The sequence below is a fragment of the Tardiphaga sp. 813_E8_N1_3 genome, from assembly GCF_051811025.1.
GTDB lineage: Bacteria > Pseudomonadota > Alphaproteobacteria > Rhizobiales > Xanthobacteraceae > Tardiphaga.
This window is the reverse complement of sequence record NZ_JBPWQE010000001.1, coordinates 5,009,321-5,032,350: the sequence shown is the minus strand read 5'-3', so window position 1 is coordinate 5,032,350 and position 23,030 is coordinate 5,009,321. Positions and strand designations below refer to the sequence as shown.

Sequence of the window (23,030 nt, the reverse complement as noted above, 5' to 3'; positions counted from 1 at the left end):
CTTGCTCTTCCGACGCTGTGAGGCCATTCTTACCAAGGATCTAGGGCCCATTCGGTGAGGTCCAAGATCAGATCGCGCCATCGCGACTCCCGCGAGGTCTTGATCCATGACCTGCTCCCGTTGCGGTTTCGAGGTTCAGAGCGGCTTTGCTTTCTGCCCGAAGTGCGGTGCAAAGCAGCCGAACTCGTGCCCCAGTTGCGGCTATGTATGCGCACCCGATTTTACGTATTGCCCGAAATGTGGCGCCCACGTCGATGACGCCTCTAATGCCGGCGACCGACGGGAGGCGTCATCACCGACGATTCCGGTAGGGCCCGATCGACCAGCGCTCACGCCGAGCCCGGTTATCGAGATCGAGCGAGCATCTCGGCGGACACCCCACAAGGTCGATACCGAAGCGAACCGCCGCACCATTACCGTGCTGTTTGCGGATCTCAGTGGCTTTACCACGATGAGCGAGCGGCTCGACCCGGAAGTCATGCAGACCCTTCAGAACGAATTGTTTGAGGAATTAACGGCAGCGGTGCAAAATTTTGGCGGCTTCGTGGACAAATTCATCGGCGATGCGCTGCTCGCACTGTTTGGTGCGCCGGCCGCGCACGAAGACGACCCTGAGCGGGCGCTCCGCGCGGCCCTCGACATGATCAAGCGAACGGCGCACCTGGGAGAACGTTTGAAGGCATACGCAGGTTCGCCGCTCATGCTCCATATCGGTATCAACACCGGGCACGTGGTTGCGGGGGGACTTGGTGCGGGCGCTGCCAAATCCTATTCAGTGACCGGTGACACGGTGAATACCGCTCAGCGATTGCAATCGATGGCAGCCCCGGGCGAAGTGCTGGTGGGGCCGCTCACCTACCGCCTCACGCGGCATGCATTCTCGTATGAATCACTTGGCGACGTTGCGCTTCGCGGCAAGGTTGGCAGCGTCCTGGTACATCGTCTCAGGGGGCCGCTCGACACACCGCGTGCGGCACGAGGACTCGAAATACTGGGCCTTAGCGCGCCGCTGATCGGACGCGACGCGGAGATCGCCCGTATGATGGGGTGCCTTGATCTGGCGTGTGGCGGAGCTGCCCAGCTGATGCGGCTGGTTGGCGAAGCCGGCATCGGAAAATCGCGCCTGGTGGATGAATTCGTTACCCGCGCTCGCGATGAGGATCGCTTCGCAGGCGTGGCGATCCGGCGGGCCGCTTGCTCGCCGCTGGGCGAGCAATCCTACGGTACTCTTGCCGCAGTGCTGCGCAGCGCCTACGGCATCGCGCACAAGGCTTCGGCGGCAGAGGCGCAAGCCAAGCTGGCCGAAGCGTTGTCGGGGCTTGGCATGGCGGCCGAAGAGGTCGAGCGGCTGATGCCCCTCTATTTTTATGTTCTTGGTCTCGGCGACCCCGACGACGTCCTGCAGCACGTTGAACCGGAACAGCTTCGACGGCAGATTTTTTTCGCGATCCGCACCGTCTTCGAACGGCGTCTGGCCCTATCGCCCCTCCTGATCATTGTCGAGGACCTGCACTGGGCCGACGCCGTATCGCTTGAGGCGCTGCGGTTCGTGATGGATCGGCTGGAGCGCGGGCGGCTGATGCTATTGTTCACACACCGGCCGACACTTGAAATGGACCAGCTCGACTCAAGTCGAATTAGCCATACCACACTGCGGCTGGCACCCCTTGGCATCGCCGACGGACAAAAGCTGCTCGCGGCGTTCTTCGGTGACGGTTGGAATGGATCATCCGGCAATCTGTTCAATCGAATTCTTGAACGCGCGAGCGGCAATCCGCTGTTCGTTGAAGAAATCATACGCGGTCTTATCGAAGCTGGCGTTTTAGCGCGTGACGGCTCGCATTGGCAGATCAAGTTCGATGAAGCGGCCGCTGACATCCCGGCGAGCATTCAGGCCTTGTTGCTCGCGCGAGTGGACCGACTGCCACACGACGTGCGTCGGTTGGCTCAGGAGGCAGCGGTCATCGGCCCACGCTTTGATGCTGCTCTTCTCGGTGCCACGGCGACTGACCCGGTGAAAGTAGAGGCAGGGCTTGAACTGCTGTGCGACGCCGAGATCGTCGAGGAGATCGCGGGGGCGAGCTCGATTTCGCTGCAATCCTATCGTTTCACGCAAACCCTGCTTCAGGATGTGATCTACCAAAACCTCCTTCTGCAACGGCGTATTGAGATGCATGGGCGGATCGGTACTGCCCTAGAGCGGTTGTGCGGGGATGATCCCGAGCGGCTCGAAGACCTTACACTGCTGGGACATCATTTCAGCCTCAGTGCGAGCAAGCCGAAGGGCGCACATTACCTGAGCGCAGCAGGTGATCGAGCGCGCGCGATCTACGCCAACGATGACGCTATCCGCCTCTATCAGCAGGCACTGGCCGTCTTATTGACCTCTGGCGATCAAGGACCGGAACGGCTTGTGCTGTACGAGCGAATTGCCGACCTTTGTGGAGCTGCTGGCCGGCGTGACACGGCCGACGAACACTACGAGACGGTGTTGGAGACCCATCGCGCGGCCGGGGACTGCGCCGCCGCAGCGCGGATACTACGCAAACTTGGTCGATTGATGTGGGACGCTGGCAAACGAACCAAGGCGGAGGCGCATTACGCCGAGGCGGCTGCGCTGCTTGAAGGAACGGACGCGCCGATCGAGTGGGCGCATCTCTTGCAAGAGCGCGGCCACCTCGCGTTTCGCACGGGCGATCACGCCGCGGCTGCGAGATGGGCAGACGATGCGCTGGGTTACGCTCAATCCGTGCCGACGGACGTAGATATACAAGCCGGGCTTGAGGCGGCTCGCGCTACTGCAGAGGCGCTCAATACCAAAGGGGTTGCACTGGCGCGGCTGGGCCGAAGCCGGGAGGCCGTGTGCGAGGTGGAACGTAGCGTCGCAGTCGCCGAAACCGCTGGTCTCCTTAGCGCAGCCTGTCGCGGTTACACGAATCTTAGTGTGCTCTACACGATGGTTGATCCGGCGCAAGCCATGGAGGTATGCCGACGCGGCCTTGATGTCGCACGCCGGATCGGCGATTTCGGCTTTCAGGCGCGTCTTCTTGCCAACCTTGCTGTCGCCTGTTGCACCTTCACGGACAGGTGTGCCGACGAAGGCGTGCCGGCCGCCGAAAAGGCGATCGAACTCGACCGTGCACTCGATCAGCGAGAACATCTCGCAGTGCCATTGATTGTGCTCGGGCAGATTCATCAATGCCATGGCCAGCCGGAACTTGCGGTCCGCTACTACAATGAGGCCATTGAGGTGGCGCGGGAAACGGGCGAGCCACAGCAGCTCTTTCCATGCTATGATGGTCTCGCGACGCTGAACCTCGATCGAGGCGACATGTCTGAGGCCGAGCGGTATTTTGCTCTGGCGCACGATGTCTGCGCCCGGCACGGGCTTGATCCCGAAGCGCTGGTCGTACTGCCATTTCTTGATTAGCAAAGTAGAGGAGGTTGATCATGTCCGAACGTCATGTCGATGGGCTACTCCACCCGGGCGACCGCGCACCGAACATTGTGCTGGATGCGATCACACGCGACGGCAAGATCGCGCTTGATGACTTTCGCGGCCACAGCCCAGTATTGGTCGGCTTGTTTCGAGGCCTGCATTGCCCGTTCTGCCGGCGCCATCTCGCGGCCCAGGCGCAACTTGACCCAGCCCTGCGCGAGAAAGGCGTCGAGAGTCTCGTGGTGGTCAACACGCCTATCGAGCGTGCGCGGCTCTATTTCCGTTACCATCCTTTGCCCAATCTCCTCGCCGCGTCCGACCCCGAGCGCGTCTCGCACCGCGCGTTTGGCTTGCCCAATCTCGAGTTCACAGAGAGCGAAACCGAGTGGCCGCACAAGATGGGGATGAACGCCGTGATGACAATGCGGATAGACATGCCGGGCGAGCTGCCCGAGCCGATGAATCCGATGGCTGCGGCTGATCTCCTCAACAATAAGGACGGCTACGAAATGACCGAAGCCGACGAGCACATGAAGGCAACTGGCCATGGCCAACTCTTTGGCCAATTCCTGCTTGATCGCGAGGGTATCGTGCGCTGGAGCTTTACCGAAGTTCCCGAGGATGGCCGTCGCATGTTTGGGGCTCCGACCCCCCGAGAGCTGATGTCGGCCGCCTCCCAGGTTGCAGGCTAAGTATCATAGCGCGTTTCGACGTGCAATTCTGCCGCGGGCGGTCGCGTCTTTCGATTCTCTGCCGCTCCAGGCTGTAAAAGTTTAAGCCGTCGGAATCGAAAGGTCGTGCGCGAACACGCTGAGTTCTGCTGGCCGTGGAAATGGCACGCCGAGGTGCCGCAGGACCTTGATGCATAGCGAAAGAGACCACACGACGTTCTTGTCGGTGAAGGCGCGATGGTCGTCGCGTCCCAAGCCTTCCGGCTCATCGTCGAACTGAATGTGGACACGATTTCGCATCACCACGCATACCGCACCACGCCCTTGCCGGCGTAGCTCTTGGTGAGCTGAGAGAACTCGCCCTCGAAGGTGCTGGCGACGGACCAGCCGTTCAGCCATTTCTTTTCGACGGAGGCGGTGACGAGCGCGGAGTCGCTGGCCTGCGCGGCGCCGCCAACGACAAAGGATGCGCCCGGCAATGTCTGGAACGTCGCACCGATATTGCGGCCGGGGTTGAAACCATGCGCCCATGCCAGGCGCCCCCGCAGCGTGACGATGCCGTCCGGCATCGCATATGATTTGTCGCTGCGCAGCCCGAGTTCGCTGCGCGTATCGGTGACGCTCTTTGATGCGTAGGCCAGCGCAAAGGTGTTGATGCCGGTTACCGCCTGCTCGGCATAGGCCGGCAGATCGAAGGTGGTGAACTGTCCTGCGGCATAAGGCGTGATGCCGACGCCGCCCATCCACGGGCTGACAAAGCGATAGCCGCCTTCGACGCGACCCGAGAAGGCATTGGCGTTGAACTGCGCGCGCAACTGATCGATGCCGGCCACCGTCACCGTGCGATTGGTGGTGATGTCCTGCCAGCCATAGGCCAGCGCGCCGGAGAGATACGCCGCACCCGCATTGTGCCGGACGAAGGCGCCGGCCTGGAACATATCGGATCGGCCAGAGCCGCCATTGACGGTGCTGAAGGTCGTACCACCACCCGCCAGCGCAAAGCCTGCCAGCGTATTCGGCGAGATACGGTAGTCGGCGCCGACCGCGATGCCTGCGATGCGGCTGGTCGTGTTGTTGGAGCCGAGTGTCACGTTGCCGTTCGTGGTCTGCGAGCCGCCATAGCCTGCCGCCCACACGCTCCAGCGCTGCGCGAACGGATCGGCCATGACGGGCGCCTTGGTGAACATCGCATAGGCGTCGCGCGCCGCACCGGAGCGCGGCATGTCCGGTGAGGCATAGGCCGATGCGCCCGCGGATGATCCCGCTGAAACCGGATCGCCGCGACCGTCGATGAAGGGATCGGTCATCACGCCCATGAACTGGTTCATCGCACTGAAGGTCGTCTGCTGCGAGCCGGTGGCGGTCTCGCCCGATACCTGTGACAGCACGGATGAGAGATTGCTGCCGGTGAGACCAAACAGCGCGACAAAGGCTGGCGGCAGCGCGCCGCTATTGTTGAAGAAGTTGTTGAGCGTGGATGCGACGGTCTGCGCATTGCCCGGCAGCGAGGTGCCGGCGCCGAGCGACGCCAAGAGGTTTAACACCACGTCGGTCGACGTGTAGCTCAGGCCGACGTTGAAAGCGGGCATGCTGCCGCTCACGCCGCTGAAGGTGGTGCCGCCGAGGCCGCCGGCCGCCGACAGGATGGTGTAGCTCTTGCTGACATAGCTGCCCGGCTGGAAGACCGTCTGCACGGTGCCGCCGGTCAGGCTCGCGATGCCCGTGACATTGGCGCGATCGGCGGCCGATGGCGAGACCTCGACGCGGTAGATGCCGCCGGCGCCGAACGCCAGATTGCCGCCGACCGTCAGCGTGCCGATCGAATTGCCGGGCGCGAGCACGCCGCCGCCGTTGATGGTAACACCGCCGACGGTGCCGTTGCCGCCGAGCGTGCCGCCATTGTTCGCCGTCACCGCCGAACTGGCGATGGAGCCATTGACCGCCAGCGTGCCGCCATTGACCGTGGTGGCCCCGCTATAGGTGTTGGTCGTGGTCAGGATCGTGGTGCCGTTCTCCACCGTCACCGCCCCCGCGCCGGAGATAATCGGGGCGAAGTTGTAGTTCGAGGCGGTGTGGTTGAAGACGATGCGGCCGGTGCCTGCCCCGAACACGACCGAGGGTGTGGTCAGCGCGCCGGGCGCGGCCGCGGCCAGACCGGAGGCGGCGCCGATATTGAGCGTGCCGGTCGAGCCGGCCGAAGTGGCGATCTGCATGCCCGAAGCCGTCGAGACGATGCCGCCATTGGCGATCGTCAGCGTGCCGGTGCCGGAATTGCCGACATAGAGCGTGCCGGAACTGGTCCAGGACGACCCGGCGCCATCAACCGTCACGGTGCCGGTCGAGAGGTTATTGCTGCCGACATAGCCGGCGGCGCTGCTCACCGTGCCGCCGTTCTGGATCGTCAGCGTGCCGGTGCCGAAAGAGCCGATAATGAGGCCGGAATTGGTGAAGGACGACCCGGCGCCATCAACCGTTACGGTGCCGGTCGAGCCGGCAAGTTCGCCGATAAAGGCGACGCCGGAGCTGCTCACCGCGCCGCCGTTCCGGATCGTCAGCGTGCCGGTGCCGGAACGGCCGACATAGAGGTCGCCGGAACTGGTCCAGGACGAGCCGATGCCATCGACCGTCGCGGTGCCGGTCGAGCCGGCATTGATGCCGAGGAAGCCGGTGACGTTGCTCACCACGCCGCCGTTCCGGATCGTCACCGTGCCGGTGCCGCCATAGCCGATATTGAGATCGCTGGAATTGGTCCAGGACGAGCCGACGCCATCGACCGTCGCGGTGCCGGTCGAGCCGGCAACGACGCCGAGATAGCCGGTGACGTTGCTCACCGCGCCGCCGTTCTGAATCGTCAACGCGCCGGCGCCGGCATTGCCGACATAAAGGGAGCCGGAATTGGTCCAGGTGGAGCTGGCGCCATCAACTGTCGCGGTGCCGGTTGAACCTGAATTGTAGCCGAGAGAGCCGATGCCGCCGTTGCTCACCGTGCCGCCGTTCTGGATCGTCAACGTGCCGGCGCCGCCATTACCGACATAAAGGGAGCCGGAATTGGTCCAGGACGAGCCGGCGCCATCGACCGTCGCGGTGCCGGTCGAGCCGACATTGTTGCCGATCCAGCCGATGACGTTGCTCACCGCGCCGCCGTTCTGGATCATCAGCGTGCCGGTGCCGGAATCGCCAACCCGGAGATCGCCGGAATTGCTCCAGGCCGAGCCGGCGCCATCAACCGTCGCGGTGCCGGTCGAGCCCGCATTGAAGCCGAGAACGCCGACGATGTTGCTCACCGCGCCGCCGTTCTGGATCGTCAGCGTGCCGGTGCCGGAATTGCCGACAAAGAAATTGCCGGAATTGGTCCAGGCCGAGCCGGCGCCATCAACCGTCGCGGTGCCGGTCGAGCCGACATTGTTGCCGAGAACGCCGTCGATGTTGCTCACCGCGCCGCCGTTCTGGATCGTCAGCGTGCCGGTGCCGTAATAGCCGACAAAGAGGTTAGTGGAATTGGCCCAGGACGAGCCGACGCCATCAACCGTCGCGGTGCCGGTCGAGCCGACACGGTAGCCGATAAAGCTGGTGCCGTTGCTCACCGCGCCGCCGTTCCGGATCGTCAGCGTACCGGTGCCGCCATTGCCGAGAAAGAGGTTGCCGGAATTGGTCCAGGACGAGCCGGCGCCATCGACCGTCGCGGTGCCGGTCGAGCCGGCAGCGAAGCCGAGAACGCCGGCGGAGCTGCTCACCGCGCCGCCGTTCTGGATCGTCAGCGTGCCAGTACCGGAAACGCCGAGCCAGAGAACATTCGCCTGCGCGCCGGCCGCTCCGACCACTGTGGCATTGGGCGCGACGGTGTCGATAATCGCGTCGACCGCGCTGGTTGGAACGCCGGCCGACCAGTTGGTGCCGATGAACCAGTCGGTTGAGGTGCCGCCGGTCCAGTCGGTGGCGCGCGATGGCGTCGATGTTGCCAGGACCAGTCCGAGCGCCGCCATGGAGCTGGTGCCCAGCAGGCGACGGGACGACGCGGCCAAGGTCAGCGCCGCCAAACGGCTATGCGATCGCTTGCGCGCACCAATGGCCGCACCGGTTTCCAGCGCGCCTTCAGACGCCACAAAATAAGACAAAAAAATCTCCCCGCAGCCCAAATAGCGACGTCTGAAATTCCGTTGCGCCTTTGCGGCGCCCGTCGTGCGTGGACCCGTTAAGCGGGGTTCTGTGCAAGCAGGTTAGCGGGGGAAAACATCGCGGAGTCCAACCAATATCGGTCATCCGACAAGGCTCGCCGCCATATTCGGCCGACTGCGTCATTAATATCACAGGAGGAACACGCACTGGATATGGACGTCACCAGTTGGCTAAAGAGGCGAGGTCCGTTGCAGGTCATTCGCGACCGGGTCGAACCAGTTAGCGGCGCCTCGCAGGGCCAATGCGGCTTGATGGTATCACCGCGGACATGGTTCAAGCTCCGAAACTGGAGCCCCGAATCATACGCTACGAACTCAGCGATTATGAATGGACGGCCATCAAACCGATGCTGCCGAACAAGCCGCGTGGCGTTCAGCGTGTAAATGACCGTCGCGTGCTCATTGGCATCTTTTGGGTCCTCCGTTCAGGTGCGCCATGGCGCGACCTGCCGGAGACCTATGGTCCCCGCACCACTTGTTACAATCGCTTCGTTCGTTGGCGGCGGGCTGGCGTGTGGGACCGGATCATGGATGCGTTGGCCGCCGGTCATGACGCGGCGGTGCAGATGATCGATACCTCCGTCGTGCGCGTACACCAGCAACGCGGACTGGATCAGGGAGTCTGCCCGCCAGCAAGGAGCATGGGCGAACGTTCCGCCAAAACGAAATCGTAAAGACCCGATCTGCTTCAGCCCGTATTTGTATCGTGCGCGGAACTTGATCGAACGGTTCTTCAACAAGATCAAGCAATGTCGGCCTGTCGCGACCCGGTACGACAAACTCGCAGCCAACTATCTGGCGTTCATCAAGCTCGCATCAATCCGGATTTGGCTACGCGCCAATGAGTCCACGCCCTAAATCAAGTGCAGCCGTGAGGCAATCTGTTACTACCATATATGCTTCGCCGGCAATTATTCTATTGGAACGGCTAAACGGCTAATCAATGCAGCAATTTCGCCAAGGCTCCTGCTGTCCCTGTGCTCCATCAGCATTGCAAGTTTCTGAACACACTCGTCGTCGCTGAAAAAGGGCACCGAAGTGCCAACCGCGGGTTCGAACTTTGATAACAATTGCTGACGTGACACTGGTGGATACCTCGCTGAGGTTTATTCGCCTGCTGACCATACCGACGAGGGGAACAATCAGTGGTTAACGTATCCTGTTGCCCTCCTCATGCTCTTTGGTAGCGCCTTAATTCCGACCCGTTCCATTCAGAATTCGTTCAACGCTGTTGAATTTATGTGTAACGCTGGACCCAAAGATTTGGCGGGATGGTCATGACATCGATCTCGAAGTTCGCTGCTTTTCTGTTGGCACTCATGCTGGTCGGTGGAAGCACATCGAACGCCGCGCCGTCCGAACGGCGCATCGCTCTGGTGATTGGCAATGCGAACTATCAGGCAGGTGCCCTGCCGACCCCCGCGAACGATGCCGGCTTGATTGCACAAACACTTCAAGCTGCCGGCTTCGACGTCACCGGGGCACGAGATCTGGATCAGGATTCGCTGCGTCGGACGTTCCGGGAGTTCCTGGACAAGGCATCGTCCTCTGGACCGGAGACTGTCGCCTTCATCTATCTTGGCGGGTATGGATTGCAGCTTGAAGGCGAGAACTATTTCGTGCCGGTCGATGCCAGGATCGCTCGCGACGTCAATATATCGGCGGAAGCGCTTCGGTTATCCGACTATATGGCGCCGCTTGCCGCGTTGAAATTGAAGGCAAGCATGGTGGTGCTCGATATCGCGCGAGCTAATCCCTTCGCCAAGACCGGCGCGCCGCTGACCGGCGGACTGGCGCTCGTCGAGCCCGAACAAGGCATGTTTATCGCCTTCAATTCGGCACCGGGTACGGTGGCCCCCTCTGAGGCCGGCCCCTATTCGGCATATGCCCAGGCGCTTGCCGAAATGATGCGTGAAGGCGGGCTGCGCGTGGAAGATCTCTTCAGCCGCATTCGGCTCCGCGTCAACGAAACAACCAAGGGCGCGGAAGTCCCGTGGAATGCGTCGAAGTTAGAGGCGCCATTCTATTTCTTCGAGCGCGCGCCCGACGCACCTCCGCCTGCGGTTTCGCGCGAGCAAACCTCCGCGATTCGCTCAAGACCGCTTCGCGATTTCAGCTCGCAGGAAGCCTACCTGGCCGCCGTGGACCGTGACACGCTGGAGGATTATGAGGCCTTCCTCGCTGCCTATCCCAATGATCCGATGGCGCGGCGGGTTCGTGCGATCGTCGCAGCGCGCCGCGAGGCGATCACCTGGCGCCGAACGCGGGGTGTCAACACGCCACCCGCTTACTGGTCCTATCTTCGCCGCTACCCGCGGGGCGCGCACGCGGATGATGCCCGTCGCCGGCTTGCCTATCTTTCAGCAGCCTTTGAACCGCCGCCGCAGTTTTCGGTCATCGCATATGACGTGCCGCCGCCGCCGCCAGAGGAAGTAATCTACGTCGAGCGCCCGGTTTTGATGTTCGACGATCCCGATTTCGGATTTGCTCCGCCGCCTCCGCCGCCGATCATCTTCCTGCCGCCGCGTCCGGTCTATTTTGTCGATCTGCCGCCACCACCGCCGCCGGTCTATGCGTTCATTCTTCCGGTCCCGGACTACTCGCCCGTTCCCGTATGGGTGCGGCCACCTGAGTATGTGGCACCTCCGCCGAGCAACATCATCTACAACAACATTCACAACACCGTCGTCGTCAACAATACGACGAATGTGGTGACGATCACCAATCCCAGCGGGCAGGCCCAAACCCTTGCGCCTCCGCCCGCTGCTCCAGTGCAAGGCGTGGGACAGGCGCCGGTGCCCTCATCACGAGTGGGCGGCGTCATCGCTGCGGGAGTTGCGGGTGCAGGAGCTGCCGCGCTTCTGGCGCCTTCGTTGCCGCCTTCGGTCGCGACCAAGGCTGCGCTCGCGCCTAACCCTCCACCCGTACAGACGCCCAAACCTGTTGTTCCAGCGCAGCCGGCGCCGTCTCAGGCGCAGTCCACGCCAGCAACAGGGCCAACGCCGCCGCCAGGCGCCGTCGGCCCCGACGGCAAGCCAGTTCCCAGTGCACTGCCGCCGGCTGGTACAAAGTCCGCACCAGCGACAACAGGTCCGGCTCCGACGTCACCTACAAATGTCGCGCCCGGTACGCCCCCGTTGACAGCTGTAAAACCGGGGACGCCGCCGGCCTCGGCAGCGCCTTTGACTCCAAATGCAATCAGCAAGCCGCCGGGACAGACTCTACCGGGATCGAACGGTCAGCCGCTTCCGCCTATCCCCGGCGCAGCTCCAGGCGCGTCACCAGCTTCCGGTGCGAAATCTTCGCCGGCTGCGACACCAGTGCCAGCAGCCCCTGTAGCTCCGGGTGCGAACAAGCCGGGATCGGCGCTACCAGGAACCAACGGTCAGCCGCTTCCACCTGTCACATCTCCGAAGGCTTCTCCGCCCGTCGGCGCAAAATCGTCCCAAACTCCTGGGCCTGCACCCGCGGTGCCAGCAGCTCCGAATTCGGCTACGAAGCCGGCTGCCACGCCGCCTGCTGCGCGTCCGGCACCGCCGCCGCCACCTGCTGCGCGTCCGGCACCGCCGCCGCCACCTGCTGCGCGTCCGGCACCGCCGCCGCCACCTGCTGCGCGTCCGGCACCGCCGCCGCCACCTGCTGCGCGTCCGGCACCACCGCCACCACCTGTTGCACGTCCGGCACCACCGCCGCCACCTGCTGCGCGTCCGGCACCGCCGCCACCGCCTGCTGCACGTCCGGCACCACCAGCTGCCAGATGCGTGCTTCCAAACGGTCAGCCTTGCCCTCCGCCGAGATAAGGAAGAGCGCGACCTTCATGATACCGTTTCCGGTAGAGTCGGGAGCGGTTCAGACCTTGCTCCTTGTCGGCTTGTTCGTACCACCGCCGCGCTGCATGGCGAGCCAGTAGACGCACGAATTCGACGAGACGTGGATCGGGCGCGTTGCCGCTCTGTGGTGCAAGCGTCAACTCCGGTTCGCTCCGCCCGGTGATGGCTTTGCGCTTTTGAACACCAACGTCTTTCATCGTAATGCCATCGGCTGTCGATCGCGCCGCGATAATCACGAGCACCATCAGCTTTACGACAGACAACAACAGCTCGACGCCGGGCCCTGGATATAGCGGACGATCTTCGATCGCTCGCCTTCTACTCCTGGTGTGCTCGATCGCATCTTGGCATCGCGCGAACATTTGTGCGCTTAGGCTTGATCGGAAGCTGACGAAAACTGAGTCATCAGATCATGCCAAATTGACGACATAGGTAGTGCAGTTCAACTCGGGTATTGCTCATTTAGATAGTTGGCGGACGTCGATCATGCGTGCTGTTGCCTGGACCGTGATTTCGAAGGGCGGTTTGAAAATGCCCATTTTCGGGCACTGTAAGGACTCGCTGCTAACTTGGCCCGATAGTGATGCCGCCAATCATCGTCGCCATCGCTGCGCTTCCCGTAGCTTACGGGATCCTTGCCACAACGTCGGGCCGGTTTTTCTTGAGCCAAGCTACGGCCTCGGGTCCATCGACGACGCACTCGAAGGTTTCCCAGGTGGGGTCCTCCAGGGATTCCGGTTGCAGTCGCTTCGCCGCATACTCAATGAGGTCGTGCAACCGTTCGTATCCTCGTCGGCGCTCGAGGGAATCTGCAATCGCTGTACTGGCCCATCCTCGTTGGGCCAAATCGATGATGCTCGGAGCGTTGGCCTCGCTGAACCAAGGTGTGGCATCGAACTCGATGCAGCGGACATTATCAGCGGTATGGCAAGTAGCGTGGATCATTGGGTTCCTCCGTTTGCTGGCTAACAACCTGCGCTAGCGTTGCTCTTTAGAGTTTCACATCGCTGCCTCGCACGCCTCAGCCTTTGACCAAGTCCCCCAACAGGTTTGCCGCCACCATCAGCTTGGCGAGCGTCAGGCCGCCAGCAGCAATCTCCTCGACTGCGCGGCGGATCCGCGTCGCCTCGGGATGAGCTGCAAGCCAGGTTTCCGCAGCCTGCTGGCCCGATTGGCCGGTTGCCAGCATATCCGCGGCGAGGCCTCTTTCGGCCGACGCGATCAGGTCGACGGCGCGGTCGATGGCGAGGCGTTCGAAACGATCGCTGGCCGGCACGCTGCGCGCGGCGGCGATGATGCGGTCGAGACGGAAACTGGCCTCGGCGGCAAAGAACGTCGCGGCGGCATCGCCGATGCTGCGGCTGGTGCGCTCGGCGACCGTCACGATATCTGGCGCCGAGACCAGGGTGTCGAGATCGGCCAGTTCGCCGGCGAGGCCGGACGGGACGCCGGCATCGGTCAGCTCCTGCCGGCGCTTGCCGCGCGCGGCCTGCAAGTCCGGTGGCAGGGTGTTGTCGAGAGAGGCCCTGATCTCGCGGATACCCGGGCCGAAACGTGCGATCACCGCCTCGAGGCCGTCCTTGAAATTAATGTTGCGCACGTACCAGACCATGCGGGAAAGGAGAAGGTCCTGGACCGCCTCATAGAGGGACAATTGCAACTGCCCTTCGATGCAGGCGTCGAGCGCATCGATCGCATCATTTAGCCACTTGAGCCCGTAGGATTCATCCACCGCCACATAGGCCATGACGATGGTGGGGATATCGGCATCGGTTTCGTCGATCAGGCGCACGATACACGCCGGGCCGCCGCGGTTGATGACCGTATTGACGAGGCTGGTCGCGATGATTTCGCGTCGGAGACGATGGAACTCTACCGCTGTCGGGAATCTGTCCTGAACCTGGCCCGGAAAATACCCGGAGAGCTCGCGGGCGAGATAAGGATCGTCCGGCACGCTGGTGCCGAGCAGGTCGTCGTAGAGCGTCAGTTTGGCGTAGGCGAGCAACACGGCAAGTTCGGGCCGTGTCAGGGACTGCCCGCGCCGTGTGCGCTCGGTGATCGCAGCGTCGTCGGGCAGGAATTCGACTGCGCGGCTGAGCAGGCCGCGCTGCTCGAGCGACTGCATCAGGCGAGTGAGGAAGCCGGTCTCGGCCACGCCCTTGCGTTCGGCGAGCGAGAGCGCGAGCGTTTGCAGATAGTTGTTGCGCAAGACCAGCGCACCGACGTCGTCGGTCATCGCGGCGAGCAGAGTGTTACGGTCAGCGGGGCTGAGGCGTCCCTCGCGCTCGGGGCGCGCCAATGCGATCTTGATATTGACCTCGACGTCGGACGTATTCACGCCGGCCGAATTGTCGATCGCGTCGGTGTTGAGCTTGACGCCCGTCTGCGCCGCTTCGATGCGGCCGCGCTGGGTGACGCCGAGATTGGCGCCTTCGCCGATCACCCTGGCGCGAACGCCGGTCCCGGTGATGCGGATCGGATCATTGGCGCGGTCGCCGGCCTGATCGTCGCTCTCCACCGATGCCCGGATATAGGTGCCGATTCCGCCAAACCACAGTAGGTCCGCGCGCGCCTTCAGGATCGCCGTCATCACCTCGAAGGGCGTTGCCTGAGGCTTGTCGAGATCGAGCAGGGTGCGCACTTCGGGTGCGAGTGGAATCGCCTTGAGGGTGCGCGAGAACACGCCGCCGCCTTGCGAGATCAGCGATTTGTTGTAGTCCTGCCAGCTCGATCGCGGCATGTCGAACAGGCGCTTGCGTTCGGCGTAGCTGATCGCCGGATCGGGGGAGGGATCGATGAAGATGTCGCGGTGATCGAATGCCGCAACGAGTTTCGTCGCCGGCGAGAGCAGCATGCCATTGCCGAAGACGTCGCCGGACATGTCGCCGACGCCCACCACGGTGAAAGGCATGGTCTGAATGTCGGTGCCGAGCTCGCGGAAGTGGCGTTTGACCGCCTCCCAGGCGCCTCGCGCTGTAATCCCCATCTTCTTGTGATCGTAGCCCTGGCTGCCGCCGGAGGCGAAGGCATCGCCGAGCCAATGGTTCTTCTCGGCCGAAATCGCGTTGGCGATGTCGGAGAAGGTGGCGGTGCCCTTGTCGGCGGCGACGACCAGATAAGGATCGTCGCCATCATGCCGCACGGTCGAGTCGGGTGGGAGGAGGTCGTCACCGTCGAGATTGTCGGTGAGTTCGAGCAGCGAGCGAACGAAGATGCGATAGGCTTCGGTGCCTTCCGCGAGCCACGCGTCGCGGCTGGAGAGTGGGGGCAGGCGCTTGGGCACGAAGCCGCCTTTGGCGCCGACCGGCACGATCACGGCGTTCTTGACCTGCTGGGCTTTGACGAGGCCGAGGATCTCGGTGCGGAAATCCTGCGGCCGATCGGACCACCGTAGTCCGCCACGCGCAACCTTGCCGAAGCGCAGGTGAATGCCTTCGACGCGGGGCGAATAGACGAAAATCTCGTAGAGCGGTCGTGGGGCCGGCAGGTCCTCGATTCCGCGCGCGTCGAACTTGAAGGAGATCACCGGACGCGGATGTCCGTCCTCGCCGACCTGCCACAAATTGGTGCGGATGGTGGACTGTGCCAGATTGGTGAAACGGCGGAGGATGCGGTCTTCGTCGAGCGATGCGACAGATTTGAGCTGCTCCTCGATATCGGCAAGGAGGGTGGTCTCCTGGGCCGAGCGCTCGGAATCAGTAAGGGTGAGGCGTGGATCGAGGCGGGTCTGGAACAGCGCGACGAGGTTGGCGGTGATCGCTGCGTTCTTGCGCAGAGTCTCCCACATATAATCCTGGCTGAACGGTGCGCGGATCTGGTGCAAATAGCGGGACAGCGCCCGGATGGTCGAGACTTCGCGCCAGCCCAAGGCCGTGCGCAGGATCAGCCCGTTATATCCGTCGGATTCAGCTCGATCACCGACCACCGCCATGATCGAGGCTTCGAGCCGATGGTTGAATTCCGGGTTGATCTCGATCGGCTGGCCGTCGCTGGTCTCGATCGTCATGTCGTGCAGCCACACCGGCTCCGGCCTGGCACCGGGCACGATCTGATAGGTACGTTCATCGACCACGCGCAGGCCGTGATTTTCGATCACCGGCACGCGATAGGACAGCGACAGCGGCGCGGCATCCGAGAACACCTTGAGGCCGAAGCGTCTGGGATCGTCCTCGCCCTCAAAGCGATGAACCGAAATCGTCACCGGGCGGGTTGGCGTGAGCCTTTCGATGGTGGCGATATCGGCTATCGCCTGTTCTGCCGTGGAAACCTCGGTATAGCCGCCGGTAAAGGCCTGGGCATAGCGATTGGCGAGCATGCGCGCCCGCATGCCATCGGTAGACGCAGTCAGCGCGGCCTTCAGCTTGTCGGCCCAGGTCGCGGCAATGGCGTTGATCCCGGCTTCCAGTGTGGCGCGCTCGACGGCAGGAGTCTTACCTTCATAGCGTCCGATGATGTAGTGAACGCGCGCCAATGCTCCTTCGGGGAAAGAGGCGTAGGAGGCCGCCAGCATCCCTTTGTAGATCTGCGACAGGAAGGCGCCGACGCGCATGCGCACATCAGTGTCGTATTTGTCGCGCGGAATGAAGACGAGGATGGAGACGAAGCGATCGAACTTGTCGACCCGAGCGAGCGCCCGGACGCGGGGGCGCTCATAGAGGATCAGGATCTCCATGATGAAATTGAAGAGGGTGTCGACGTCGACCTGGAATAGTTCGTCTCGCGGATATTCCTCGAGGATATGCATCAGCGCCTTGCCCGAATGGCTGTTCGGGTCGAAGCCGGCGCGCTGGAGCACCCGCGATACCTTGTGGCGAACATAGGGGATCTGTCGTACCGAGCGCGTATAGGCGCCTGAGGTGAACAGGCCGACGACTCGTAGTTCACCCTCGAGCCGGCCGTCGGGCGCATAGAGCTTGATTCCGATATAATCCATCCGGATGCGGCGATGAACGCGGCTACTCACATTGGCCTTGATGACGATGAGTAGGGTCGGCTCGCGCATGAACTCGCGAATTTCCGACGTCATCACCACCATTTCGCCGCCGCGGCGCAGGACCTTTACATCGGGATCGCGGAGGATGCCGAGGCCCTCAGTGGTCGTGATGTCGTCCGACGCATCGCTATCGGGCGAGAAGCGATATTCGCGCACGCCGAGAAAGGTGAAATTGTCTGCGCAAAGCCATTGCAGGAACTGGTTGGCCTCGGCGACCTCGTCGATCGGCAGCGGCGGCGGATTGGAAGAGAAAGTCTTGATCGCGTTCTCGACCCGGTCACGCATGACGCGCCAGTCCACGACGCAGGCGCGCACGTCGCTCAACGTCCTGCTGAGGCCGTCAATCAGCCTCTCGCGGTCAGCGTCGGCGTCGAGGCGGGTGATGTGGAGGTGAATCAGGCTCTCGCGCGCGCCCTTTGCCCCTTCCGGCAGTGCTTCACCGTGGAAGTGCAGGAGTTTGCCTTGATCATCGCGCTCCACCGCGATGATGGGGTGAGCGACGAGGGTGACTTCGATGCCCTGCTCGGCGAGCTCCGCCATGATGGAATCGAACAGGAAAGGCATATCGTCGTTGAGAATTTCGAGCACGGACATCTCGCGCCCGTCCGGCATCATCGGATTGACGACGCGGATATCGGCACGACCCGCCGTGCGTCGCTGTACATGCTCCCAGGCTTGCTCCGCCAGGAAGGCAAGCGAGGAGGCATCGTAACTGGCGAGGTCCTCGACATTGGTGTAGCCGAACATAAGCTCGGCAAAGGTTCGGGGGGCCTTGCCCGACTGCACGCTTCCCGCCGCGTCGCGGATCAGAGTTGCCCGGGCCTTGTCGTCACGCCACGCCATAGCGTCCTCCACGTCCCAGCCGACTCACCGCAATTACGGTCGGCCGTTGTTTTTGGAGTGCATCTCTTCGTGCGCCATTGTTTCCCGAGCGCGATTCAATCGCACAGGTGAAATCTTCGGTCGTGCGGCCTCGACGATACTAGCACCCCGGAGCCGCCGTGGCGCGCGGAGTTGTGAGGTGTATCTTGAGGCCGGAATCGATGTCGACGAGCCTCGCGCCATCGCGTATTTTACGAAATCTCAAGCAATTTCAATCGTGTATGAGTTTGTGGTTGTGTCCTGAATGGCGCGCCAGACTTTTCCGTTCAGATGAGAACAGCCGGCCGTCGATTGGCTGTTCAATCGCTGCTTATATCGCAAACGGACCTTTGCCCTGGATTGGGCGACGACGCGTGCCTGCTTACCGGATTTTCTGCTCGATCTCGTAAGCTGCCTTCAGAAGCGTTTCGACAACTTCCTGCTCGCGTCGCGGGCCGAGCCGTGTTCGAACGGCCGATATGGTGAGGGCCGCCGCCGGATCGCCATCGGCTGTCTTGATCCAGGTCGAAATCGATTTCGTGCCCTGGACCAACCCGACTTCGCGCACGCCATAGCCCCTGCGCCGGGCGTCGGCGATTTCTGACAGCACGGTCTGCCGGTCGGTCCGATATCCCGCGAAACGAGGTTCATTCGTCGCAGCGATCCTGCGTGACTCTTGAGCCGGTAACGCGGCCAGGATGGCGACCCCTGCGCTGCTGACGCCGAGCGGCCGCCGTGCACCGACGGCGATCGAGAGTACCTGAATCGGATATGAGCCAATTCTCCTATCTACGCATAACGTGTCGTTGCCGGTGCGCACCGTTAGAAACAGTGTATCGCCGACCCGTTGCGACGTTTCGCGCAAAATGTCGTCCGCCGCTGCGAGCAATGGCGAGCGCGATGGGCGAGCGAGTGCCAATTCAGGGACCTGCGTGCCGATTGCATAGCGACCCGAGCGCTCGTGGCGCTCGACGAGCCCCTCCTCCATCAGGACATGGACGATCCGGTGTACGGTCGGGCGCGATAGACGCGTCGCTTGGACGACTTCTTTCAACGGCAATCCGCTCTCACCGCCGGCTGCAAGCACGCGCAGGAGGAAGAGCGCGCGCCGGATCGCCTGCGCGCCTTGTCGCGGCTCCGGGTCGAGCGTTGTCGGCATTCCGTTGTCCATAATGTGGACAATAACCGCACATTGGCATCGACAAGTAAAGCGGTTGAACCAATGGTTCGCCGCAAGAGCGCTGGTCCCAATCGGCGTCGAATATACGGTCAGCGGCGTGAAAGCCGCATCTGGCGGGAGGAAATGATGAGGTCGCTATGGATCGCTGCAGCCATTGTTGTGACGCTGGTTAATGGCGCGGCGACGGCCCAGGAATGGCCCGCGCGCATTGTCAAACTGATCGTGCCCTATCCGGCCGGCGGTAATGTCGATAGCGCGGCGCGCATCGTCGCGGATCGGCTGCAAGAGAAATTGGGCCAGCCCTTCGTGATCGAAAACAAGTCGGGCGCTGGCGGCATGATCGCTGGAGAAGCGCTGGCGAAAGCGCCGAATGATGGCTACACGCTCATGGTCGGCGCCAATGGTCCGGTTCTCTTTGCTCCCGAAATCAACAAGCGTGACGCCTACAACTGGAAGCGCGACTTCCTGCCGATCTCAAGCATCTCGATGACGCCGCTGGTGCTCGAGGTTCATCCTTCCGTGAAGGCTACGTCGTTCGCCGAATTGCTCGAACTCGCGAAGCGCGATCCGGGCAAGCTGACGATGGCCTCCCCGGGGCCGGGCACCACCAATCACCTGCTCAGCGAACTTATGCAGTCCAAACTCGAGATTCGTTGGGTGACGGCGCATTATCGCGGCAACGCGCCCGCGACCAATGACCTTCTCGGCGGACAGGTTCAGTTCGCATTCGATCAACTGTCGGTCAGCCTTCAATATATCAAGAGTGGAATGGTGCGCGCCCTGGCGGTCACGAGCCCACATCGGCTGAAGACGCTTCCGGACGTGCCCACTTTCGCCGAGCTCGGCTATCCGGATTTCGACGGCCAGACCTTCACAGGGCTGTTTGCTCCGGCGGGCACCCCCGCTCCCATCGCCGATAAATTGAACAAAGCGCTGACTGAGATACTCAAAGAGCCCGGCGTGATCGACAAGTTCGAAAAGCTTGGCGCCGAAGCGCTCCCGATGACGCCAGGTGAGTTCAGAGCCTATCTCGATCGTGAGGACGCCAAGTGGATTCCGGTCGTGCGCAAGGCCAACGTGAAGGCGGATTGACGAATGAAGATCGATCCCGCTGAACTTGGCGCCGAGAAAGCCTATCGTCTGCTCACCGGCATCGTCGTCCCGCGACCGATCGCATGGGTGACCAGCATGTCGCAGGCAGGTACTGTCAACCTTGCGCCTTTCAGTGCTTTCACCTTCGTCTCGCCCAAGCCGCCGATGCTGGCAATCAGCGTCGGCCGCAAATCAGGCGTCTACAAGGACACGGCGCGCAACATCCTGGATCGCGAAGAATACGTCATTCACATCGCGGATTCGCCGTTGATGTCGGCGGTGCACGAAAGCTCCGCCGAACATCCGCCGGAGGTGAGCGAGGTCGAAGTCCTCGGTCTCGAGACGACTCCCAGCGATCATATCGCGGTGCCGCGGCTGACGGCGGCGCCTATCGCGATGGAATGCCGATTTCGGCAATGCCTCGAATTCGGCGATACCCGCAGCCGGTTGATCGTCGGCGAAGTGGTCGCATTTCACATCAAGGACGATCTGCTCGCCAACGGCAAGATCGAGACCGAGAACCTTGATCCGATCGCCCGCATTGCCGGTCCGCGTTACGCGCGGCTAGGCGAGATCGTCACGTTGAAGTCCGTATTCCAGACATCGAAGTAATTGGAACAACGCTGCGGGCGCAACGCGAGCAACCGCTCCGGCATCGCGATCCGGCGGCAATCGATCCAGTGAATTGTTCAAGAGGCCCTCATGAAACTATGCAGCTATTTGACCGGCGGAAACAGCCACTATGGCGTGGTGGCCGATGACGGCGTCATCGATCTCAGCGCATCGCTTGGATCGGAGTTTCCCGATCTGCGCAGCCTGATCGCGGGCAACGGGCTGGCGAAGGCGAAGCAGGTGAGCGCCGGCCGCAAGCCCGATCATCGACTGTCGGACCTGGTCTTGCTGCCGCCGATCCCGGCGCCGGAGAAGCTGTGGTGCATTGGGGTCAACTACAAGGACCGCAACGCCGAATACAAGGACAACTCGGATCTGCCGAAATATCCGAGTCTGTTCGTCCGTAACCCGTCATCGGTGGTGGGCTCCGATCAGCCGATCGAAAAGCCGAAGATCTCCGAGCAGCTCGACTACGAAGGCGAGCTCGTGATTGTCATCGGCAAGGAAGGCCGTCACATCACGCGCAAGAATGCGTGGTCGCACATCTTCGGCATGACGCTCTGCAACGAAGGCTCGGTGCGGGATTGGCTGCACCACGGCAAGTTCAACGTCACCCAGGGCAAGAATTTCGACCGGTCCGGCAGCGTCGGGCCGTGGATCGTCACGGCCGACGAATGCGATCCGCAGGGGACCCACGATATCGTCACGCGGGTGAATGGAGAGGAGCGTCAGAACGACTCGACCGAGCGGTTGATGTTCACCTTCGACTACCTGATTTCCTATCTGTCGACCTTCGCCACCTTGAAGCCCGGCGACATGATCGCAACCGGAACACCAACCGGCGCCGGCGCCCGCTTCACGCCGCCGCGTTGGCTCAAGCCAGGCGATGTCGTCGAGGTCGAGTCCAGGCAGATCGGCATTCTTCGCAACGTCGTCACAGAGGAGAAATAACGGTGCTCGATCAGACGGTCATCGATACGCTGGCGCATCGCCTCGACGAAGCGGAGCGGACCAAGACGCTCATCACCATGTTCACCGCCGACTATCCCGATCTCACCATCGAGGATGCCTATGCGATCCAGCGGACCTGGACGGCGCTGCAGCTCGAACGCGGGCGGGTAATCAAAGGCCACAAGATCGGCCTGACCTCGAAGGCGATGCAGAATGCGGTCAGCATCTCCGAGCCGGACTATGGCGTGTTGTTCGCCGACATGTTCTATCAGGATGCGGGCACCATCCCTTATGAGCGGTTCTTCGCGCCGCGCGTCGAGGTCGAACTGGCCTTCGTGCTCAAGACCGATCTGCGCGGGCCGGATTGCACGATCTTCGACGTGCTGAATGCGACAGACTACGTCACACCGGCGCTCGAGATCCTGGAAACGCGCATGCACCGCGTGCATCCGCAAACCAAGAAGCCCCGCACGGTGGTGGACACGATCTCCGACAACGCAGCGAATGCCGCGCTTGTGGTCGGCGGTCGCCCATTCCGTCCGCTGGATGTCGATCTGCGCTGGGTCAGCGCGCTGTTGTTCCGGAATGGCCAGATCGAAGAGACCGGGGTTGCTGCCGGCGTGCTGAACCATCCGGCAAACGGCATCGCGTGGCTCGCCAATCGCCTAGCGCCGCACGACGCATATCTCGCTGCCGGCGAGGTGGTGCTTGCCGGATCCTTCACGCGTCCGATCGAGGTCAGCCGCGGCGATACGATACATGCCGATTACGGGCCGTATGGCTCGGTGTCGTGCCAATTCGTCTGACCGTTATCCGGAGACTGTAGCCATGACATCTTCCAAGCGCCGCCGCAGCGTTCATATCGGCGAGTTCAAACACGCAAATCCGATCCCCAATGCCTGCCGCATCAACAATCTGCTGATGTCCGGCGTCATCCTCGGCCGCGATCCCAAGACAAGCGAGATGCCACCCGATCTCGCAAGCCAGTGCGCCAACATGTTCGCGCATATGAAGGCGATCGTGGAAGCCGGTGGCGGCAGCACCGACGACATCATCAAGATGACGGTCTGGCTCAAGGATCGCAGCAATCGTGGGCCGGTCAATGTCGAGTGGCTCAAGATGTTTCCGGACGAGCATTCGCGCCCGGCCCGTCACGCGCTCTCCATGGAGATGGAGGGCGGCGCCCTGGTGCAATGCGATTTCACTGCGGTGATCGATTAAAGGAG

14 protein-coding genes and 1 pseudogene are annotated in these 23,030 nt (G+C 62.4%); 9 read left to right on the top strand and 6 right to left on the bottom strand.

Annotation, left to right across the window (positions count from 1 at the left end; genetic code table 11):
* Positions 1 to 106: 106 nt before the first annotated feature.
* Both AB8A33_RS23855 and AB8A33_RS23850 read left to right on the top strand, forming a co-directional pair.
* Entirely contained in the window at positions 107 to 3,430 is a 3,324-nt protein-coding gene (locus tag AB8A33_RS23855; RefSeq protein ID WP_439095018.1) for an adenylate/guanylate cyclase domain-containing protein, read from the top strand.
* Positions 3,431 to 3,450: 20 nt separating this feature from the next.
* Entirely contained in the window at positions 3,451 to 4,131 is a 681-nt protein-coding gene (locus AB8A33_RS23850) for a peroxiredoxin-like family protein (protein ID WP_439095017.1), read from the top strand.
* A gap of 81 nt (positions 4,132 to 4,212) precedes the next feature.
* Here AB8A33_RS23850 and AB8A33_RS23845 read toward each other — a convergent pair whose 3' ends face one another.
* Together AB8A33_RS23845 and AB8A33_RS23840 are read right to left on the bottom strand one after the other, a co-directional pair.
* Entirely contained in the window at positions 4,213 to 4,410 is a 198-nt protein-coding gene (locus AB8A33_RS23845) for a hypothetical protein (protein WP_439095016.1), read from the bottom strand.
* Positions 4,410 to 8,225 carry an autotransporter outer membrane beta-barrel domain-containing protein gene (locus AB8A33_RS23840; RefSeq protein WP_439095015.1) on the bottom strand — a complete coding sequence of 1,272 codons (3,816 nt, stop codon included), beginning with the start codon at positions 8,223 to 8,225 and terminating at the stop codon, positions 4,410 to 4,412. Before AB8A33_RS23840 ends, AB8A33_RS23845 begins: the two co-directional genes overlap by 1 nt.
* Before the next feature lie 329 nt (positions 8,226 to 8,554).
* Here AB8A33_RS23840 and AB8A33_RS23835 point away from each other — a divergent pair.
* Positions 8,555 to 9,143, top strand: a pseudogene (locus AB8A33_RS23835) (IS5 family transposase).
* A 419-nt stretch (positions 9,144 to 9,562) separates the two neighbouring features.
* Positions 9,563 to 12,085 (top strand): caspase family protein, encoded by a 2,523-nt coding sequence (locus AB8A33_RS23830; protein WP_439095014.1) that lies wholly within the window; start codon positions 9,563 to 9,565, stop codon positions 12,083 to 12,085.
* On the opposite strand, the gene AB8A33_RS23825 is transcribed toward AB8A33_RS23830, so the two are convergent.
* From AB8A33_RS23825 to AB8A33_RS23810, 4 genes are all read right to left on the bottom strand, one after another.
* Positions 12,061 to 12,378: a hypothetical protein gene (locus AB8A33_RS23825; RefSeq protein ID WP_439095013.1), complete on the bottom strand. Its 318-nt coding sequence runs from the start codon at positions 12,376 to 12,378 to the stop codon at positions 12,061 to 12,063. The two genes, AB8A33_RS23830 and AB8A33_RS23825, sit on opposite strands and share 25 nt — an antisense overlap.
* 361 nt (positions 12,379 to 12,739) lie before the next feature.
* Positions 12,740 to 13,060 carry a hypothetical protein gene (locus AB8A33_RS23820; RefSeq protein ID WP_439095012.1) on the bottom strand — a complete coding sequence of 107 codons (321 nt, stop codon included), beginning with the start codon at positions 13,058 to 13,060 and terminating at the stop codon, positions 12,740 to 12,742.
* A gap of 76 nt (positions 13,061 to 13,136) precedes the next feature.
* The gene (locus AB8A33_RS23815) at positions 13,137 to 17,963 is read right to left on the bottom strand and encodes an NAD-glutamate dehydrogenase (RefSeq protein ID WP_439095011.1); all 4,827 of its coding nucleotides are present in this window, start codon (positions 17,961 to 17,963) and stop codon (positions 13,137 to 13,139) included.
* Between the two features lie 388 nt (positions 17,964 to 18,351).
* Positions 18,352 to 19,128, bottom strand: a complete 777-nt coding sequence (locus AB8A33_RS23810) for an IclR family transcriptional regulator (protein WP_439095010.1) — start codon at positions 19,126 to 19,128, stop codon at positions 18,352 to 18,354.
* Positions 19,129 to 19,275: 147 nt separating this feature from the next.
* Here AB8A33_RS23810 and AB8A33_RS23805 point away from each other — a divergent pair, with 147 nt between their 5' ends.
* The 5 genes from AB8A33_RS23805 to AB8A33_RS23785 all read left to right on the top strand — a co-directional run bounded on the left by AB8A33_RS23805 (position 19,276) and on the right by AB8A33_RS23785 (position 23,025).
* Positions 19,276 to 20,241 carry a Bug family tripartite tricarboxylate transporter substrate binding protein gene (locus tag AB8A33_RS23805; protein WP_439095009.1) on the top strand — a complete coding sequence of 322 codons (966 nt, stop codon included), beginning with the start codon at positions 19,276 to 19,278 and terminating at the stop codon, positions 20,239 to 20,241.
* Between the two features lie 3 nt (positions 20,242 to 20,244).
* Complete coding sequence (locus tag AB8A33_RS23800; protein WP_439095008.1) at positions 20,245 to 20,853, top strand: flavin reductase family protein; 609 nt, start codon at positions 20,245 to 20,247, stop codon at positions 20,851 to 20,853.
* A 90-nt stretch (positions 20,854 to 20,943) separates the two neighbouring features.
* Positions 20,944 to 21,804, top strand: coding sequence for a fumarylacetoacetate hydrolase family protein (locus AB8A33_RS23795; RefSeq protein WP_439095007.1), 861 nt, complete (start codon positions 20,944 to 20,946; stop codon positions 21,802 to 21,804).
* Positions 21,801 to 22,610: a 2-oxo-hept-4-ene-1,7-dioate hydratase gene (hpaH, locus tag AB8A33_RS23790; protein WP_439096025.1), complete on the top strand. Its 810-nt coding sequence runs from the start codon at positions 21,801 to 21,803 to the stop codon at positions 22,608 to 22,610. The genes AB8A33_RS23795 and hpaH overlap by 4 nt, the downstream gene beginning before the upstream one ends.
* A 22-nt stretch (positions 22,611 to 22,632) precedes the next feature.
* On the top strand, positions 22,633 to 23,025 hold the full coding sequence (locus AB8A33_RS23785; RefSeq protein ID WP_439095006.1) for a RidA family protein: 393 nt from the start codon (positions 22,633 to 22,635) through the stop codon (positions 23,023 to 23,025).
* Positions 23,026 to 23,030 lie beyond the last annotated feature (5 nt).

Coding starts and splice junctions, on each gene's coding strand:
- AB8A33_RS23850 (WP_439095017.1), top strand. CDS start 3,451: ATGTCCGAACGTCATGTCGATGGGCTACTCCACCCGGGCGACCGCGCA.
- AB8A33_RS23820 (WP_439095012.1), bottom strand. CDS start 13,060: ATGATCCACGCTACTTGCCATACCGCTGATAATGTCCGCTGCATCGAG.
- AB8A33_RS23830 (WP_439095014.1), top strand. CDS start 9,563: ATGACATCGATCTCGAAGTTCGCTGCTTTTCTGTTGGCACTCATGCTG.
- AB8A33_RS23785 (WP_439095006.1), top strand. CDS start 22,633: ATGACATCTTCCAAGCGCCGCCGCAGCGTTCATATCGGCGAGTTCAAA.
- AB8A33_RS23805 (WP_439095009.1), top strand. CDS start 19,276: ATGAGGTCGCTATGGATCGCTGCAGCCATTGTTGTGACGCTGGTTAAT.
- AB8A33_RS23800 (WP_439095008.1), top strand. CDS start 20,245: ATGAAGATCGATCCCGCTGAACTTGGCGCCGAGAAAGCCTATCGTCTG.
- AB8A33_RS23855 (WP_439095018.1), top strand. CDS start 107: ATGACCTGCTCCCGTTGCGGTTTCGAGGTTCAGAGCGGCTTTGCTTTC.
- AB8A33_RS23810 (WP_439095010.1), bottom strand. CDS start 19,128: ATGCCGACAACGCTCGACCCGGAGCCGCGACAAGGCGCGCAGGCGATC.
- AB8A33_RS23845 (WP_439095016.1), bottom strand. CDS start 4,410: ATGCGAAATCGTGTCCACATTCAGTTCGACGATGAGCCGGAAGGCTTG.
- AB8A33_RS23795 (WP_439095007.1), top strand. CDS start 20,944: ATGAAACTATGCAGCTATTTGACCGGCGGAAACAGCCACTATGGCGTG.